At 68.4% G+C, this 17,452-nt stretch carries 20 protein-coding genes; 7 read left to right on the top strand and 13 right to left on the bottom strand.

Translation table 11 applies throughout. The annotated features are described in order from the left end of the window. Positions 1 to 12: 12 nt before the first annotated feature. From ACQPYS_RS26970 to ACQPYS_RS26940, 7 genes are all read right to left on the bottom strand, one after another. The gene (locus ACQPYS_RS26970; RefSeq protein WP_063038251.1) at positions 13 to 753 is read right to left on the bottom strand and encodes an ESX secretion-associated protein EspG; all 741 of its coding nucleotides are present in this window, start codon (positions 751 to 753) and stop codon (positions 13 to 15) included. Next, on the bottom strand, positions 750 to 1,325 hold the full coding sequence (locus tag ACQPYS_RS26965; RefSeq protein WP_433491166.1) for a hypothetical protein: 576 nt from the start codon (positions 1,323 to 1,325) through the stop codon (positions 750 to 752). Before ACQPYS_RS26965 ends, ACQPYS_RS26970 begins: the two co-directional genes overlap by 4 nt. Continuing rightward, positions 1,318 to 1,737 carry a hypothetical protein gene (locus tag ACQPYS_RS26960; RefSeq protein ID WP_063038247.1) on the bottom strand — a complete coding sequence of 140 codons (420 nt, stop codon included), beginning with the start codon at positions 1,735 to 1,737 and terminating at the stop codon, positions 1,318 to 1,320. The genes ACQPYS_RS26965 and ACQPYS_RS26960 overlap by 8 nt, the downstream gene beginning before the upstream one ends. Before the next feature lie 181 nt (positions 1,738 to 1,918). Beyond that, the gene (locus ACQPYS_RS26955) at positions 1,919 to 2,596 is read right to left on the bottom strand and encodes a class I SAM-dependent methyltransferase (RefSeq protein ID WP_433491165.1); all 678 of its coding nucleotides are present in this window, start codon (positions 2,594 to 2,596) and stop codon (positions 1,919 to 1,921) included. Then, entirely contained in the window at positions 2,593 to 3,834 is a 1,242-nt protein-coding gene (locus ACQPYS_RS26950) for a saccharopine dehydrogenase family protein (protein ID WP_433491164.1), read from the bottom strand. The genes ACQPYS_RS26955 and ACQPYS_RS26950 overlap by 4 nt, the downstream gene beginning before the upstream one ends. A 34-nt stretch (positions 3,835 to 3,868) precedes the next feature. Further along, entirely contained in the window at positions 3,869 to 5,272 is a 1,404-nt protein-coding gene (locus tag ACQPYS_RS26945) for an ABC1 kinase family protein (protein ID WP_063038243.1), read from the bottom strand. A 127-nt stretch (positions 5,273 to 5,399) separates the two neighbouring features. Beyond that, complete coding sequence (locus tag ACQPYS_RS26940; RefSeq protein ID WP_084481297.1) at positions 5,400 to 6,086, bottom strand: TetR/AcrR family transcriptional regulator; 687 nt, start codon at positions 6,084 to 6,086, stop codon at positions 5,400 to 5,402. 792 nt (positions 6,087 to 6,878) lie between these two features. On the opposite strand from ACQPYS_RS26940, the gene ACQPYS_RS26935 reads away from it, so the two are divergent. The 5 genes from ACQPYS_RS26935 (at position 6,879) to ACQPYS_RS26915 (ending at position 11,286) form a co-directional block, all read left to right on the top strand. Beyond that, a complete protein-coding gene (locus tag ACQPYS_RS26935; RefSeq protein ID WP_245664664.1) occupies positions 6,879 to 8,096 on the top strand; it encodes a DUF445 domain-containing protein in 1,218 nt (405 codons plus the stop codon). 499 nt (positions 8,097 to 8,595) lie between these two features. Further along, positions 8,596 to 9,087 (top strand): helix-turn-helix domain-containing protein, encoded by a 492-nt coding sequence (locus tag ACQPYS_RS26930; RefSeq protein ID WP_063038239.1) that lies wholly within the window; start codon positions 8,596 to 8,598, stop codon positions 9,085 to 9,087. Next, entirely contained in the window at positions 9,084 to 9,815 is a 732-nt protein-coding gene (locus ACQPYS_RS26925) for a heparin-binding hemagglutinin (protein ID WP_433491163.1), read from the top strand. Before ACQPYS_RS26930 ends, ACQPYS_RS26925 begins: the two co-directional genes overlap by 4 nt. Positions 9,816 to 9,884: 69 nt before the next feature. Continuing rightward, positions 9,885 to 10,181, top strand: a complete 297-nt coding sequence (locus ACQPYS_RS26920) for a DUF2516 family protein (RefSeq protein ID WP_039826991.1) — start codon at positions 9,885 to 9,887, stop codon at positions 10,179 to 10,181. 61 nt (positions 10,182 to 10,242) lie between these two features. Then, complete coding sequence (locus ACQPYS_RS26915) at positions 10,243 to 11,286, top strand: alpha/beta fold hydrolase (RefSeq protein WP_431941761.1); 1,044 nt, start codon at positions 10,243 to 10,245, stop codon at positions 11,284 to 11,286. Between the two features lie 6 nt (positions 11,287 to 11,292). Here the strand turns inward: ACQPYS_RS26915 and purU are convergent, their stop codons facing one another. Further along, positions 11,293 to 12,183: a formyltetrahydrofolate deformylase gene (gene purU / locus ACQPYS_RS26910; RefSeq protein ID WP_063038231.1), complete on the bottom strand. Its 891-nt coding sequence runs from the start codon at positions 12,181 to 12,183 to the stop codon at positions 11,293 to 11,295. Between the two features lie 102 nt (positions 12,184 to 12,285). Then, positions 12,286 to 12,831 (bottom strand): GNAT family N-acetyltransferase, encoded by a 546-nt coding sequence (locus ACQPYS_RS26905; protein WP_063038535.1) that lies wholly within the window; start codon positions 12,829 to 12,831, stop codon positions 12,286 to 12,288. A 92-nt stretch (positions 12,832 to 12,923) separates the two neighbouring features. Between ACQPYS_RS26905 and deoC the strand changes: the two genes are divergently transcribed. Next, on the top strand, positions 12,924 to 13,592 hold the full coding sequence (gene deoC, locus ACQPYS_RS26900) for a deoxyribose-phosphate aldolase (protein ID WP_063038228.1): 669 nt from the start codon (positions 12,924 to 12,926) through the stop codon (positions 13,590 to 13,592). 13 nt (positions 13,593 to 13,605) lie between these two features. Here deoC and ACQPYS_RS26895 read toward each other — a convergent pair whose 3' ends face one another. The 4 genes from ACQPYS_RS26895 to ACQPYS_RS26880 form a co-directional block, all read right to left on the bottom strand. Further along, entirely contained in the window at positions 13,606 to 14,328 is a 723-nt protein-coding gene (locus ACQPYS_RS26895; RefSeq protein WP_431941759.1) for an LmeA family phospholipid-binding protein, read from the bottom strand. 108 nt (positions 14,329 to 14,436) lie between these two features. Next, the gene (locus tag ACQPYS_RS26890; RefSeq protein WP_063038224.1) at positions 14,437 to 15,255 is read right to left on the bottom strand and encodes a hypothetical protein; all 819 of its coding nucleotides are present in this window, start codon (positions 15,253 to 15,255) and stop codon (positions 14,437 to 14,439) included. Beyond that, entirely contained in the window at positions 15,225 to 15,740 is a 516-nt protein-coding gene (locus ACQPYS_RS26885; protein WP_063038222.1) for a DUF2505 domain-containing protein, read from the bottom strand. Before ACQPYS_RS26885 ends, ACQPYS_RS26890 begins: the two co-directional genes overlap by 31 nt. Before the next feature lie 90 nt (positions 15,741 to 15,830). Continuing rightward, on the bottom strand, positions 15,831 to 16,319 hold the full coding sequence (locus ACQPYS_RS26880) for a DUF2505 domain-containing protein (protein WP_063038220.1): 489 nt from the start codon (positions 16,317 to 16,319) through the stop codon (positions 15,831 to 15,833). A gap of 66 nt (positions 16,320 to 16,385) precedes the next feature. Here ACQPYS_RS26880 and ACQPYS_RS26875 point away from each other — a divergent pair, with 66 nt between their 5' ends. Next, entirely contained in the window at positions 16,386 to 17,450 is a 1,065-nt protein-coding gene (locus ACQPYS_RS26875) for a UDP-N-acetylmuramate dehydrogenase (RefSeq protein WP_433493141.1), read from the top strand. The last annotated feature ends 2 nt before the right edge of the window (positions 17,451 to 17,452 follow it).

The raw sequence follows: 17,452 nt of genomic DNA, 5'->3' as shown, positions 1-17,452 counted from the left end.
CGGACAGACGTATCACAGTCCGGGAGTGCTGCCGCGGATGCGGGCCAGGCTCTGTAGGTTGTCGGCGAACTCGGCATCGCTGACCGGTGCGAGGGTCAGCACGTCGGCGGTGGTGAGCAGATAGCGGCCGTCGTCACGGATATCGAGCCAGCTGCGGTGCAGGGTGGGCGGTGACATGGGCTCGTCCGGGGCCACCGTGACGGTGATGAATCCGCGGGCGTCGACGGGTTCGCGTAGCGCCGCGCGGAAGCGGGCGGCGTCTCCGTCTCCGTCGCGGGTGGACAGGGGGGCGTCGGTGAGTACCGCGTCCTGGGGCTGGTGGAACGGGCCGTGGGTACCGGGACGGGCCGAACCGATGAGCTGCACAAGCCGGCCCCCGAGGTCCCGGGCATGGCACATGTGAACGGTGACCTTGGTGGGTGTGGCGTGTAGGACGGCGGCGTGATGATCGATAACGGCGGCGAAGCCGAGGATCTGTTCGGTATGCGGCTGGTCGCCGTTGCGGGTGAGCGCCGGGCGCTCCCCGGAAATCGTGACTGCGGTGGCGTCCGGGCGGGCGCAGAGCATGAGCGCGGCTGCCAGATCCGGGTCGGCCTGTCTGGCGAACCGCTGTGGTAATCGCAGCGCGTCCAGTTCGGATTCGGTGCGCACCACGCTGGCCGGGGCCAGATTCACCGGATAGGGCCGGCGGTCCAGGCTTGTCTCATTGGCCCAGACGTAGCTGAACTCGTCCGGGGTCAGGATCCACTTCACCGGCCCGGGCTCCCGCCGCCGATACCGGTGGACGTATCGGGGAACCGAGGTATCCGGTCACCGGAAGCCGGGAGGGTGGGGTTGTAGATGGTGGTCATCGCGTCCTGCGCATCGGCGGTGGCCGCGGCGGCGGCGATATCGTGGTCCATCCGGCGGCGGCCGCCGTGTACGGCCTCGGCGGCCGGATCGGCGAGCGGCCGATACGGTTGCGGCGGGGCCAGCGCCGACCGCAATGTCTGTGCCGCTTCGGTATTGCCTTCCATGAGGTGTTGCAGGACGCGGCACACCTCGTGGGTTTCGTCACCGCTTGCGACGAATTCCTGTGTCGCCCGCCGGGCCGCATGCGCCGAATGTCCCGACCAGCGCTCGAATTCGCGACGGGTGGCGTCGGTGAATGCGGCGAAGGCATCCGCGACGGCGTCCGCGTTCGACTGCCACGCCGCCGCGGCGGCGGCGAGCGCACCGGGATCGAGTATCTCGTGCACCCGGTCCCAGATCTCCTGATGGGTGAAACTGCCGAAACATTCGCGTTCGGGCGCATAGGGCGGATCGGTGCCGGCGGGGTCAGCCATGGCCGGTCCCGTCGTGGTCGAGGCCGGGATACGCCGCCACCACAGCGAGAGCGGCGCGATTGGCGAGATCGGCCTCGGCGAGCCGGCCGCCGGCGGCAAGGTATGCGGCTTTGAAGTAGAGCGCCGTCTCCTGGAGCGCGGTGAGAGTGTCCAGGTACTGCACTGCCTTACCGCGGAAACCCGTGGCGAGGGCGTGCCCGGTGGGCAGATCGGGGAAACCGGCGGTGCCGCCGGCTTCGGCGATGCGGTGGCCGCCGGCCCGCGCCGCTTCGAGATCCGCGACGAGAGCGTCGCAGGCCTGGGCAAGGCGCAGCGCCACGTCTTCGGCGAGGGTGAAGGAGTCTTCGCCGCCGGCCGTGGCCGCGACGTAGAGCTGCCGAGCAGTGTGCTGCCCCACCTCCGGTACCGACATCTGGAATCCCCCTTCCGGCCCGTGGGTACGCCAGCCGACTCTACCGACGAGTAGCCGTGTACGCGGTGGAAAACCCGCCGGTCATAGGGATTCGACTGTGAATTGGCGCACGCGCGGCGGGTCGCGGGCAGCAGTGTATCGCGGGGTGGCAACGGGTCGGGCACTTCTCGCGTGGAATCCGTCAGACCGACGTCGCCGACCGGTCGGCCGCGCGCCCCGCCGCACCCGCGGCCGGCCGGGTGGCGGTCACGTACTGGAAGAAGCGGTGTACGGACTGCTCGATATCGACCAGTCCGGCCGTCGCGAACAGCTCCGGGAAGGTCCGGCCGCCGAACATGCGCAGTCCGCTCACTCCCGCCGTGAGCCGGGTCAATTCGCCGACCGCGTTATCGCGACGATGGCTGGTGGTGACGGCGATCCGGCCGCCGGGCGCCAGTACCCGGACCATCTCCCTGGCCGCGACCAGCGGATCGGGAATGAGGTATAGCGCGCCGAAACAGCAGACCGCGTCGAAGGTCTCGTCGGCGAACGGCAGATAGCGCGCATCGCCGCGTACGTATCCGGCGCGCCGCCCGGCATTGTCGGCGCGGGCGCGCGCCAGCATGGGCGGCGAATAGTCGATCCCCGTGACGTACCCGTCCGCCGGTACGTGCTCGCTCAGGAAACGGGTGAAATTACCCGGCCCGCAGGCGATGTCCAGGACCCACCGTGAACTGTCGAGGTGCAGCGACTCCACCGCGAACCGGCGATCGGCGGCGGTGGTGCGGCCGGTGGCCAGATAGAACACCGTGGGCCGCCAGATCTTTTCGTAGACCGCCGCCAGCGCCGGGGCGTTCATGGTGCGCCGGGCGAGGTTCATCCCAGCGGCTCGACATCGATCGTCATCCCGGCCGCGCGCAGCCGTGCGGTCAGCGCGTCGCCCATGGCCGCGGCGGGCGTCAGTACACCGGCGAGTTCGGGCTTGTCGTCGAAGGCCAGTGCGAGACCGCTCTCGCCGAGCATGACCGCGGTCGCCTTGTACCCGGGGTCGCCGAGACCGGCGAAATCGGCGCGATACCGGGCGCCGGAGGAAGTGCGGGTGTAGGTGCGCATGCGGAACCAGCCGCTTTCCCGGGTGGCCTCGCTGGGACCGGTGCCCGGTGCGGGCAGCACCCGGTCGAGCACCGCGCGACCGGCGCCGAACCGGGACAGCAGCCCGCCGACGGCCATCCCGGCGACCACACCGCCGGAGATACCGGCCGCGATCACCGGAGCCAGCGCCGAATTCCCGGCGCCCATGGTCTCGCGGTAGCGGAAATTCTTGCCGTACACCCAGCCGAGCAGGCCGTTGCTCCGGCGCACGATCTTGGTGTTGTGCGAGGCCATGACAAAGGTGCCGACCCAGCCGTCCAGACTCGGATCGATCTCGCGTCCCCGCTGCAGGGTGAGGTCGGACTGGCGGCCCACCTCGGGGTCCATAGATCTGTCGGGACTCAGCGAATAGGGGTGGCTGAGCACCGCGCCCTTGGATCTGTCCGCCGCGACGGCCTCCATCATCGCCCGGCCGGAGTCGATGGTGCCGCCGCTGACCCCGCCGCGCAGGGTCGCGACCAGGGTGGTGTCACCGAGCTCACCTGTGTTGTCCGCGATCGTTCGCCGATAGAGCTGGTAGACGCTCAGATCCGAAGGGACGGAGTCGTAGCCGCACGAGTTCACTATCTTGGCGCCCGTGCGCGCGGCCTCGTCGTGGTATGTGTCGATGGCGTCGCGGATGAACAGCGGTTCACCGGTGAGATCCGCGTAGTGGGTTCCGGCCTTCGCGCAGGCCGCGACCATCGGCATCCCGTAGCGCAGATACGGGCCGACCGTAGTGATGACCGCGGTGGTGCGGGCGGCGAGGGCATCCATCGACTCCTGATCGGTGGTATCGGCCACCACCAGACCCCAGTCCGCGGCCCCGATCTCGTCGCGGACCGCGGCGAGTTTGTCCGCCGAACGTCCGGCCAGCGCGATCCGCGCCCCGGCCGGCGCCGCGCCCAGCAGGTACCCGGCGGTGAGCTTGCCGACGAATCCGGTGGCGCCGAAGACGATCAGGTCGAATTCGCGAGTGTCGGTCATGGATAGAACCCCTTGGATATGTCCGGTACCGCGGCTAACCCGTGCGCCGCTTACCGCGTTTGGCCGGCCGGCGTCCCGCCAGCCACTGTCGATGGAGGCGCCCGAGTTCGGTGACCGGCTCCTCGCCGTACAACCATTCCCGGGCGATGCGATGCCAATTGGCGGTCGCCTCGAGCTGACCCAGCATGCCGAAGGTCAGGAAATCGGCCCGCCGCGAGAACAGATGCTCCGGCGGCAGATTCTGTTGTTTCATCCCGGAGAACTCACTGGACCGCGGGTCCACCGCCAGCAGGAACGCGCCACTGGCCAGTTCCGGGGTAATGGTGAGTTCCTGGTCCACCAGGCACCATTCCGACGCCGAGAGCACATACTCCAGGCATTCCTCGACCCCGATCTCGTCTGCCGAATCGATGACCCCGCGCTGGATCATCAGTTCACGCAGATCCGCGCCGCGGTCCTCGGCGGCCGCGCACAGACAGATGGCCTCGAAGCGGACATGTTCGGGATCCATCCGGTTGAACAGCCCGAAATCGAGGAATCCGACCCGGCCGTCCGCGGCGAGCAGCACATTACCCGGGTGCGGGTCGCCGCAGAACTCGTTGAAATCGAACAGCGACCCCACATAGAAGCGGTAGATGATCTCGCCGACCCGGTCGCGTTCGGGTTGCGGCATCCGGCGGATGTCCTCGAACGCGGTACCTGCCAGATATTCGGTGACCAGGACCCGTCTGGTGCTGTGTTCGAGGACCGGCCGCGGGATCACGACGAACGGGTGGTCGGCGTAGAGCGCCGCGATATCACGCTGGGTTTCGGCCTCGATGTGATAATCGAGCTCGGCCTCCATGTTCAGTCGCAGTTCGTCGAGGACTGCCGGAGTGACCCACGGCATCGCCGACTGCAGGACCCGCCGGAACATGTTCAGGTTCTTCAGATCCGCCCGGACCGCCGTATCGATGCCCGGATACTGCACCTTCACCGCGACCTGGCGGCCGTCGTGCAACCGGGCGAGATAAACCTGCCCGATGGAGGCCGCCGCGATGGCCTCGGGCTCGAATTCGGCGAACACCGCGTCCAGCTGCTGCCCGTAGTCCTCTTCGATCACCGCGCGCATGGCCTCGAAGGACACCGAGGGCGCGGCATTGCGCAGTACCGCGAGTCGTTTCTGGAACCGTTCCCGGTGCTCCGGTGGCACCAGGTCCAGATCGAGTACCGACATCATCTGGCCCAGTTTCATGGCCACGCCCTTCATGGTGCCCAGCACCATGACCAGCTGTTCGGTACTGCGGAGGATCGACTCCTCGGCCATCCGGGCCCGTACGGCCTCGGACCGGCCGCGCATCGAGAGCCGGGCGCGTTGTTTGCGCATCATCGAGCCGGCCGCCACCGCACCCAGCTTGGTACCGCGGGCCAGCCGGGATGTCGGCACTTGTTTCGCCATCGAGGAACCTCCGTTGGTGCCGACGCCGCGCCTACGAGGACAGAAGAACACAGCCGGTTCTTCGTCACCGCACGGCAATCAGACTAGCCAACCCGGCCGGGTTGTCGAGCCAGGCGAGCCCACCGGCTCAGACGGCCTGGTCGTCGGGGGACACCGGGGGCAGCACATGCTCCTGCTCGGCGAACTTGATCCGCGAGCCACCGGCCCGCGCCATGCCCTCGATGGCACTCCACACCATCATCGTGAGGTAGTCGATGACCTCTTCGCGGGGCAGCGTCTTATGGGTGGTCCACCAGTGGGTCGCGAGCTGGATACCGCCGACCAGCACATAGGACCACAGCATCACCCCCTCGGTCTCGATACCGCGGGCGCTGCCGCGTTCGGTGATGGCGGCCGCGACGACCTCCGCGAACAGCCTCTCGAAATCGGCCAGTGACGACGGATCGCCCGAACCGGTGCCCATGATGAACCGGTACACCTCGGGATCCTCGTCGACCGCACCCACGTATTCGGCCAGCGCCGACCGCACCAGCTGGTACTCGTCGGCGTCGAGGCTGATCGCGCCGTAGACGCGCGGCATCAGGGTGATCTCGATGAACCGCTGCATCGCGGCGTTGACCAGGTCGTTCTTATCGGAGAAGTAGCGGTAGAGGACGGTTTTGGACACACCGATCTCGGCAGCGATCTCGTCCATACCGGCATTCCCGCCGCGGGTGCGCACCGCGGCGAGCGTGCCGTCGACGAGTTCCTCACGACGGTCGATCTTGTGCTGGCGCCAGCGCCGCTTGCGCCCGTCGGTCCGTGGGGTACGCACCGGCGCCGATCGATCGGCGGATGTCCCGATATCGAGCAGGTCTTCGGTGGACAGCGTGGGCTCCTCGGTCCGGACGGTTCACGTGCGTTCCACTCTAGGCCCCATCCCAACCTGGGTGGTTCGTTTGGCTCCTGTGCGGCAGATCCCACACTCTCCCCGTGCGCGTCCAGTGGGCGTGTGCGGGCGGCCGCTCGCGGACGGAATCATTGCGGTGTGCGCAGTGCCGTCGGCGCAACCAGCCCGACCGGAGAACCTCCCACCCCATCGACCGGTCGCGCGCGGCAGCCACCCGGAGGCCGGCTCCCCGCGAGAACCGACGGCCCCACATCTGTCCACGCTCCCCCCGAACGCACTTCCACTCCCGCCGGATATCGCGCGGCCCAGGTCTCGGGCGCGGCCGTATCGGCTACCGTGCCGGGCCGGCCGGACCTCGGCTATCCGACCGACCCCATCGGTGCCGAGTCTTACGAGGCCCTGAAAGGGTCGAGGCCCGTCCCGCCCTTGGCGGGAGGTGCTCAACGGTCGCCCTCTATGGACGGCCCACCGCACATCGCATGCGGCGAAGCCGCGAGTCTCGAGGCCTGAACGGCGGGACCAAGGGGGCCTCGACCCCGCGGCGCCGAAGGCGCCGCCGATAAACACAGCAGAATGGGGAGTATGCAGAAACCGACCGGTAGTAGTGCGGTGCTCGATTCCGCTCCCGGGACGACCGCCCCCGGCGGGCAGGCGGAACCGCCGGGTGTGTTCGCGACCCTCACCGATGACGCGGCCAAACGACGTGACCTGTGGCGGATGAAAGCCGTCGCCACCGGCTTGCTGGCCGTGGCCACGGCGATCTACCTGGTGTGCCGGTGGCTGGAGTCGCGCGGCGGCGCCGGCGACTGGGTCGGTTACGTGCGGGCGGCCTCCGAGGCGGGGATGGTCGGAGCGCTGGCCGACTGGTTCGCGGTGACGGCGCTGTTCCGGCATCCGCTGGGATTGCCGATTCCGCACACCGCGATCATCCGCCGGAAGAAGGATCAGCTCGGGGCCAGCCTCGGCAATTTCGTGGGCACCAACTTCCTGTCCCCGGAGGTGGTCACCACCAAGGTGAACACCGCGCAGATCCCGTGGCGGATCGGGCGCTGGATGGCCGCGCCCGGTAACGCGGCCCGGGTGGCCGACGAGAGTTCGACGATTCTGCGCGCGGTCGTGGGGGTGCTGCGCGATGAGGATGTCGAACAGGTCATCGACAACACCATCGTCAAACGGATCGCCGAACCCCTGTGGGGTCCGCCGATCGGTCGTGTCCTCGCCGAACTGCTGGCCGACAACCGGCAACTGCCGCTGCTCGATCTGCTCGCCGAACGCGCCCACCAGTGGGCGCTCGGCAGCCAGGAGACGATCGACCGGATCGTCAACGGTGAGGCGCCGCAGTGGGCGCCGAAATTCGTGAACGTCCTGCTGTCGGAGAAGGTGTACCGGGAGCTGGTCGAATTCACCTGGAAGGTGCGCTCCACCCCCGATCACGAGGTCCGGTTGGCCGCCAACCGTTTCCTGGAGGATTTCGCCCGCGACCTGCAGCACGACGAGATGATGATCGCCAAGGCCGAGCGGATCAAAACCGAGATCATGGGCCGGGAGGAGATCACCGGCCTCGCCGAGGCCACCTGGCGGGCTGCCAAACGCCTGATCCTCGAATCCGCCGACGACCCGAACAGCACGCTACGCCGCAAGGTCGCCGAAAACGTGCAGCAACTCGGCGAACGCCTGCGTGACGACACCGAGACCCGGGCCAAGGTAGACGGCTGGATCGAGCGCGGCGCCCGCTACCTGGCGGCCAACTACGCCGACGAGATCGCCACCATCGTCAGCGATACGGTCGCCCGCTGGGACGCGGAGGAAGCCAGCAAGAAGATCGAAGTCCAGGTGGGGCGTGACCTGCAGTTCATCCGGATCAACGGCACGGTCGTCGGCAGTTTGGCGGGGTTGGCGATCTATGCGGTCTCGCAGCTGATGTTCGGGGGGTGAGAGTGCGTACCGGGGATGGCGAGTTTGGGCGAGGACTGGCGTGGGCTTACTCGTGAAGGTAGGGATGTGGGCTTACTTGCGAAGGTGCTGTGTTTTTGGCGGCGCCTGCGGCGCCACGGGGTCGAGGCCCCCTTGGTCTCGCCGTTTCGGCCTCGGGACTCGCGCTTCGCGCATGCGATGTGCGGTGGGCCGTCCATAGAGGGCGACCGTTGAGCACCTTCGGCCAGGGGCGAGACGGGCCGCAACCCTTCGAGGTGTCTCGCAAAACTCGACGCATGCGGGTTGCGTCGGCAGTCGATGATCGGAGATCGGATGCCGACTCGACCACTGGTCGGCCTGGCCCCCGATCGCCTTCGCGAACTGGCGCACCCTCTCGGCGCCGACCGAGGGGGCCTCGACCCCGCGCGCCGGAGGCGCGCAAATAAACACTGCTAACATGGTGCTTGCAATTGCTAGCACCCCGATCTATCGTTGTAACTACAACGCCAGAAGGTGAGTGATGGCCGACCGTCTCGAGGTTTCCGCCCAGCGCACCGACGATCCGGCAGCGGCTGCCGGCGCCGGCGACAAGGCAACTCGCGTGGTCAACGCGGCGCAGGACATCGGAGGATTCATCAGGGCGCAGCGGGAAGCCGCGCAGGTTTCGCTGCGTCAGCTCGCCCAGCTGGCGGGGGTGAGCAACCCGTATCTCAGCCAGATCGAGCGCGGATTGCGTAACCCCTCCGCCGAAGTGCTGACGCAGATCGCCAAGGCTCTGCGGGTTTCTTCGGAGGTGTTGTATGTGCGCGCCGGCTACCTCGAGCAGCGGCCGCACAGTCCCGTCCGGGACGCCGTGCTCGCCGATTCCGCGATCAGCGAGCGGCAGAAACAGGTGATCCTGGATATATACGAATCGTTCCGCCGGGAGAACGGGCCGGAGGAAGCGATTCCCCGGGACAGTGTTGTTCCACAACCGACAACCGATGCTCCACGCCAGGAGAACGATAAATGACCGAGAAGTACACCACTGCCAAGCCACTGTTCGCCACCGTCGGCGCCACGGACGCGGTTTACGCCGCGGTCGTGGACGCGGTGACCCAGGTGCGTGAGCGTGCGACCGATGCCAGCGGCCGGGTCCGGGTCGAAGAGGCCCGTGAGCGCTTCGCCGGGTTGCCTGCCGATATGCAGACCCAGTTCGAGCAGATCCGTGCCCGGTTGTCCGAACTGCCTTCGGAACTGCCGGAGGACCTGGCCGAGCTGCGCGAGAAGTTCACCGCCGAGGAGCTGCGCAAGCTCGCCGACCAGTACTACCGCCAGGTGGTCGACCTCTACGCGGATCTGGCGGTGCGCGGTGAGGAGACCGTCGAGCGGCTGCGCGCCAACCATTTGGTCGAGGAGCAGGTCGGCCGGGTGGAGACCCTGTACAAGGACGCCAGCAGCCGGGCCGAGGAGGTGTTCGGCCGGGTGAACGATCTGATCGGCCGCGCCAAGACCGAGACGGGGCCGACCGTCACGCCGACCGCCACGCCGACTGCCGAGTCCGCTGCCCCGGTCGCGCCGGAGGTGCTCGACGCCGAGGTGTTCGAGGTCGCGCCGGAAATCGCGCCCGAGCCCGTGTCCGAGGTGGCCCCCGAGCCCACGCCCGCCCCGCCGGTGAAGAAGGCGCCGCCCGCCGCGAAGAAGGGTCCGGCCGCGAAGAAGGCCGCCCCCGCCAAGAAGGCCGCGCCGAAGAAGCTCTGACCTGGTAATTCCAATGAAGCGCCCCCGTGCACATGCAGTGCGCGGGGGCGCTGCTCTTATCATGGTGGGGTGGACAAGGTGTATGGCTTGACCGGGTTGATCATGGTCGCACTGTGGCTGCTGGCGACAAGCGCGACTGTTTTCGCGCTCGTGCACGCCGTGCGCCAGCGCTCCGACGCGTTCACCGCGGTCGACAAACTGACCAAGCCCATCTGGCTGGGCATCCTCGGTGTGGCGATCCTGCTGATGCTGGTGAGCTGGCCCGGCCTGGGACTGCTGGCATTCATCGCCATCATCGCCACGGGGATCTACCTGGCCGATGTGCGGCCGAAGGTGGATGAGGTCCAGCGCGGCCCGCGCTGGTAATGCTGGCGCGCGCTCCCTCCACGCGTTACTGTGTCACTCGGTAACACAAAGGAGTGTCTTGATGCGTGCGACGATGCCGAAGGCCCTCACTGCTCTCGCCCACCAGGTCGAGGGTCTGTTCGAGGTGCACCGTGCGGGGCTGCGCACCCGCGGTGGATACCGCAATCCCGCGTTGAATCCGCCCGGCGCCGAGCACCGGGTGATCGATGTGCGTACCGAGGACGGCGCCCGGCTGCGGGTGCACGCGTACGGGCCCGACGATGCCCAGCCGGTGGTACTGATCCACGGCTGGACCTGCTGTCTCGAGTACTGGAATCCGCAGATCAACACGTTCGCCGAGCGGTACCGGGTGATCGCCTTCGACCTGCGTGGCCACGGCGAGAGTGAATTCGGCGAACCTGACCAGCTGGACTGTCATCTGCTCGCCGACGATCTCTGCGCGGTACTCGACGCGGTGCTGCGGCCGGGTCAGCGGGCGGTGCTCGTCGGGCACAGCCTCGGCGCGATGACCGTGCAGGCCTGGGCCGGGAAGTATCCGCAGCGGGTGGTCGACCAGGCCGCGGCGGTCCTACTGGCCAATACCGGACCGCATTCGCTGGTCGCCGAGACGACCGTGGTGCCGTTCTTCAACCGGCCGCTGCCGCTGCTGCGCCGGGTGGTGCCGCTGCCGCCCCGGCTCGGCCGTCGCGGGCTCGGCGCCCGCATCGTCTTCCCGCCGGTGGCCGTGGTGCGGTGGCTCTTCACCCGGCAGATCATGAGCCCGGCCGCGGACCCGGAAGCGATCGAGTTCGGGATGAATATCGTGCGCTCGTGCCGGTCCCGGATTCGTTCGGAGTTCGGGCTGCTGCTCGCGGAGATGGACCTCGGGGACGCGGCACGCCACCTGGTGGTGCCGACCACGGTGGTGGCGGGCACGGCAGACGATATGACCCCGGCGGTGCACGCCGAACAGATCGCCGCCTGGCTCCGGGAGACCGGCAGTCTCGGACAGTTCGTCCTGCTACCCACCGGACACCTGGGCAATGTGGAAGAGATCGACCGGTTCAACGCGATCCTCGATCAGGTACTGACCTCGGTACGCGAACCGGCCGAAGCTGCCGGCTGAGCCGTCTCAAGAGAACACGACGGTGCGGCGTCCATGGACCAGCACCCGGCTCTCCAGATGCCAGCGTAGGCCGCGGGCCAGCACGACCCGTTCGATATCGCGGCCCTCGCGCACCATATCGGTCACGCTGTCGGCATGGTCGACGCGAATGACGTCCTGTTCGATGATCGGGCCCGCGTCCAGCTCGGGGGTCACGTAGTGGCAGGTCGCGCCGATGAGTTTCACGCCGCGGACGAAGGCCTGGTGATACGGGCGGGCGCCGACGAACGAGGGCAGGAAACTGTGATGGATATTGATGGCCCGGCCCGCCCAGTGTTCGCACAACCGCTCGGGTAGGACCTGCATGAACCGCGCCAGCACGACCGCGTCGGGGGAATGGGCGTCCACCAGTTCACGGACCTGCTCGAACGCCGGCCCGCGTTCGGCCGGGTCCTTGGGGAACGGCACATGGTGGAACGGGATGCCGTGCGCCTCGGTGATCGCCGCGAGATCGAGGTGATTGCCGATAACGGCCTCGATGGTGGCCGGGAGTTCGCCGGAGGTCGCGCGGCCGAGCAGGTCGTGCAGGCAGTGCCCCTCCTTGCTCACCAACAGCACCGCGCGGCGGCGCACCCCCGAATCGTGGACCTGCCATTCGGTCTCCGGGTCGAGATCGGCGGCGACCCGTTCGAAGCGGCCGCGCAGCTCGTCCACCCCGAACGGCACGGTCGAGGCCCTGATGGACTGTCTGGTGAAGAACCAGCCCGTCTCCGGGTCGGAGTGGTAGCCGGCCTCCACGATGGAGCCCCCGAATTCGGCGATGAACGAGGTGATGGTGGCAATGATGCCGGGGCGGTCGGGACAGCCCAGGGTGAGTACGTATTGCCGGCCGTTGGGGGTGGCAGCTGCGGAAACCATGAGGTCATCCTGACAGGAGGCCCGCCGCCCGGACCGCGCGACTCCGCGGTTGCGGCCCGCCGGTGTGCGCGCGGCCCGATCGGCCGGGGCGGACGAGCGTGCTCACAGCTCGTAGAAGGGTTCGGCGTAATGGAATTCGCCGATTATCTGCGAGTCATAGGCGCTCAACGACCGGATCTGGAAGTGACTCGCCCATTCCGGCCGGTCCGGAGCCAGGCCCAGCCGTTCGGCCGGTTGGAAGCCGAACCGCGGGTAGTAGTCGAGGCTGCCGAGCAGGCCGACGAGCGGTTCGTCCAGGGCGTCCGCGGCACCGAGTACGGCATGCATCAGCGCCGAACCCACACCGCGGCTCTGCAGGTCGGGAAGGACTCCGATGGGGCCCAGTGCGAGGACGGGAAACGGCCCCACGGTGGCCCGGGTGACGCAGACGTGCCCGACCACGGTCTCGCGATCGACAGCGACCATGGACAGGGTGGGGATCCACCCCGGATCGGTGCGCAGCCGAGCGAGTAGCGCGACCTCCGGCGGCGCCTCGACCAGGGCGGTGCCGGCCGCTGGATCACCCGCCGCATAGTGCGGGGCGAAGGCGCTACGGTGCACGGCGGCGACAGCGTCGGCGTCGACGGCTCGTTCGCGGCGGATCAGCAACATCGTCCTCTCGTCAGAAGGCGATACGAGTGTGCGCGAGGAGCCCGAGGCGCGCAACGGAATTCGACCGTGATGTGCCAGACTTTCGTCCCATGGCCGATTCCCAGTCGCTGACCAGGTCCGAGGTGGCCGCAATGATCGACCACACGCTGCTCGCCCCGGAGGCGACAAGCGCGGATGTTACCGCCGCGGTGGCCGAGGCCCGGGAACTCGGCGTATACGCGGTATGCGTTTCGCCGTCCGTGCTGCCGATACCGGCCGCGGGGCTGGTGGTGGCGACCGTCGCGGGATTCCCCTCCGGAAAACACCATTCGCTGGTGAAGGGGGCGGAGGCCCGGCTCGCGGTGGATCAGGGGGCGGGCGAGGTCGATATGGTCATCGATATCGGCGCGGCGGTCGCGGGCGATTTCGACGCGGTACTCGCCGATATCATCGTGGTGCGCGAGGCGATTTCGGAGCGCGCGGTACTGAAGGTGATCATCGAGTCCGCAGCGCTGTCGGACGAGGCGATCGTCGAGGTGTGCCGGACGGCCGAACGGGCGGGTGCCGATTTCGTGAAGACTTCCACCGGGTTCCATCCCGCCGGCGGCGCCGATGTCCGGGCGGTCCGGTTGATGGCCGAGACCGTCGGTGGGCGGCTGGGCATCAAGGCGAGCGGGGGTATCCGCACCGCCGAAGCGGCCGCCGCGATGATCGCCGCGGGCGCCACCCGGCTGGGGCTCTCCCGGTCCCGGGCCGTACTCGACGGGTTTCCCGCGTGACGGTCCGCGGCACTCAGCAACTCGCATTGCCTTCGGCGGCGGGCAGTTCGGTCGGGCCGCCCTGCAGATCCACCTGGATACCGTCGGCAGTGACCCGCAGATCGGTCGGCTGCAGGCCCATCGGGTAGGTCTGCAGGCTCTCGGTCATCAGGTTCACCACACCCTGGGCCAGGTCGTTGGGTACTCCGATACCGAGGAACTGCGCCTGGGAGACGTCGATATCGACTTTGCCGTCCTGGATCCGCGGGGTGAGCTGCATGGCCCCGATACCGCCGAGCACCTTCATGGTCAGTTGCCCGGTGTCGGGGTCGGACTGCACATCGCTGACCAGGCCCTCGAGCGTCTGGGAGATCCCGGAGTTGCTCCAGGTGACATCGGCGTCCGAACTCCCGACCGAGCTGCCGCTATTGCTCCCCTTGGCCATCTCGATATCGTGGAATTGGGCGTGGACCTGCATATCGACGGCCGGGCCGAATGCGTCGCCCTTACTGTCGACGTCCATCCGCGAGACCTTCCCGTCCAGCCAGGTGATCAGTAGGGGTTTCGCGCCGAAGCCGACATCGATCTGCGAGCCCATCTCTTTTTCGAACTGCGAACTGATACAGCCCGCGATTCGGTGTCGCGCATAGGCCTCGCCGCCGATGAGCGCCGCCACCACGAGCACGATCACGGTGAGTACGGCGATCACGACGGTCCGGCGGCCGACCTTCGGTGCAGGCAGGGGCTTGGTGGACATGCCTGAGATTCTTCACGATGATTCTGTGCCGGCTCTGTGGACCGGTTATGGGCCGCTGGTGAAGGTTGCGACGTCAGCGTGGGTTGCGGCTCATTTTTGTGATATGAGTCACACTAATGGTTCCGCCTGTCCGGCGGGTGCGACCACCGGCCACGGGACGCTCAGCACACTGTCGCGTAGCCGACGGCGGAAATCGTGCACCGGGAAACCCTGTGCCCGCAACCGGTCCGCCGCCGCGCGCCAGCGCACCCGTGGTCCGAAGACGGCCAGCGGTGCGGTGTGCGCCCACGCCCGGTCGGCCGCGCCGAGCAGGGTGTGCACCCGTTCACCGGGCACATTACGGTGGATCAGCGCTTTCGGGAGGCGTTCGGCGAGGTCGGAGGGTCGTTCGACGGTGAACGGATCCCACGCGAGAGTCAGGGTGCGCGGGCCCGATCGGTCCAGCACCACCCAGGCGCAGCGGCGGCCGAGTTCGTCACAGGTCCCCTCGACCAGGAGACCACCCGGCGCCAGACCGGCCAGCACGGTCTCCCACGCGTGCGTGACCGCAGACTCCGGATACTGGCGCAGGACATTGAAGGCACGCACCAGCACCGGCCGCAGTCCGGCCAATTCGAACCCGCCCCGGGCGAAAACGACGCCGTCGCGGGCGGGGACGACCCGGGCGGGATCAATCTCCAGTCCGACCACCCGCACATCGGGACGCACCGTACGCAACCGCGCGGCCAGTTCCAGCGTCGTCCACGGTTGGGCCCCATAACCGAGATCCACCACCAGCGGATCGGCGGCACCGCGCAATACCTCGGAGATCCGGGGGTCGCCGATCAGCTGACGGTCACTGCGGCGGAGCCGATTGGTCCCGGTCGTGCCCCGGGTGACGGTGCCGAGTGGAACGCTCAGCCGGCCGTTTTTTGCTCGTCCAGCCATTTCTGGGTCACTTCGGCCTCGGCGCGGAACAGATCCACCAGGTTCACCAGCATGAGCTGTTCGAGCCGCGGCCCGACCATCGGGATGAACACCTTCGCCTCCGAGGACATCCGCATGGTGCACCCGGTGTCGGTGGGGAACAGACGGGTGGTGCCGGTCAAGCTGCCGGGCCCGGCCGGGATGGACGCCGAATACTTGCCCTCGACCTCCGGACCGAGCGGTCCGAAGCTCTCCTTGCGGGTGATGACCATATCCTTGCGCATCACCGACTGCGCGATCTCCGGCAGCGTCTCGCGCGGCAGGATGTGGTGCAGCACCACTTCGACACCGTCCTCGCCCACCTCGAGACTGATGACCTCGTTCGGTGAGTACTTCCGCATCTCGACCATCCGGGCCTCCCAGTAGTCCCGGTCGGTCAGCGCCGCGTACAGCTCTTCGGTGGTGTGCAGCGGGTAGCGGGCGGAGTAGTCCAGTCGGCGAGCCATGCGCGGTAGGTTACCGTCCGGATTCTCCGGTTCCGTGGGAGGCCGGGTCGCTTCCGCTCGCACGGAACGACGGAAGCGGACTGTGGGCCGCTACGGTTGTCCGGCGATCCAGGTGTTGGTGAACTCGGCCTCTTCGGCGAGCAGCTCGGTGAGCCGTTCCCCGATGGCCTCCTCGATCTTGCGACCGAACAGTGGAACCTTCACCTCGATCGTGCCGGAGATCTCGGCGACCGCGCCGGTGGGCTCGTCGGTGGCGGTGATGGCACCGCGGACCTCGGCCGGAGCGCCCTCGACCCGCGCCTCGAAACTCCCGGTGGTACCGGTCCACAGCTCGGTGCGGGGGATGATCAGGTCGCCGGGGCGTACGGCGGTGATGGCGGGCGGCAGCAGGTCGGCGGGGATGGACTGCACGACCTCGACCCGCACCCGCTCACCCTCGACCGACAGCGAGACGAACTGGGCACTGGGCCCGCCCACGGCGGCGATCCGGTCCTTCCAGTACTGCTCGGTGCGGAATGCCTCGCGCACCGTCGCGACCGGATGAGAGTAGCGAGCCGTATACGCCAGCGCTGTAGCCATGACCGAACACGCTACCGTCTGGTCGTGCGAACTTCTCGGGCTGTCCCTGCGGACGAACTGCGGCAGATGCTGGCCGGAACGGGCGCGCTCGTGCGGTCCGCGGTACCGCTGGCGGAGCTGACCACGTTGCGCGTCGGTGGCCCGGCCACGGTTGCCGACTGTGCCACCACCGAGTCGCTGGTGGCGACCGTGCGCGCGCTGGACGCCGCCGAGGTACCGGTGCTACTGGTCGCCGGCGGTTCGAACCTGCTGGTCTCCGACGAGGATGTGGCGTCGGTGGTGGTCCGTGTCGCCACTCAAGGGGTCGAATTCGGGGCCGGCAGCGTTACGGTGGAGGCGGGCGCGAACTGGGACGGTGTGGTGGCCGCGAGTGTGCGGGCCGGGTTCGGCGGGCTGGAGTGCCTGTCCGGGATTCCGGGCTCGGCCGGGGCCACTCCCGTACAGAATGTGGGCGCCTACGGCGTCGAGGTCGACCGGCTGCTACGCCGGGTGCGGTTACTGGACCGGGCCACCGGGGAGATCGACTGGGTGACTCCCGACGCGCTCGACTTCGGCTACCGGACCAGCCGGTTGAAACACAGCGACGCGGCAGTGGTGCTGGCGGTGGAGTTCGCGCTGCGCCCCGACGGTACGAGCGCGCCCCTGCGCTACAAGGAACTCGCACAGCGACTGGGCGCCGCGGAAGGGGAGACCCGGCCCGCCGCCGCCGTCCGCGAAACCGTGCTCGGGCTGCGGGCGGGCAAAGGAATGGTCCTCGATCCCGCCGACCACGACACCTGGAGCGCCGGATCGTTCTTCACCAACCCGGTCGTGCCCGACGCCGAGGTGGACCGGGTCCTGGCCGCCGTCCGCGATCGGCTCGGCGATGTGCCGGTGCCCACCTATCCGGGGATCGGCGGAGTGAAGCTCTCCGCGGGCTGGCTGATCGAACGCGCCGGCTTCGCCAAGGGCTTCCCGGGTCCGGCCGCGCCTGCGCGCCTGTCCACCAAACACACCCTTGCCTTGACCAACCGCGGTGACGCCACGGCCGCCGATATCGTCGCCCTCGCCCGGACGGTCCGCGACGGGGTGGCGGAGCGGTTCGGGGTCGTGCTGGTACCGGAACCGGTCACAGTGGGGGCGGAGCTGTAGCG

The organism is Nocardia grenadensis (assembly GCF_050942415.1).
In the GTDB taxonomy this organism is placed as follows: Bacteria; Actinomycetota; Actinomycetes; order Mycobacteriales; family Mycobacteriaceae; genus Nocardia; species Nocardia grenadensis.
Note: the sequence above shows the minus strand (reverse complement) of the source record. Positions and strands in the feature narration are given on the sequence as shown.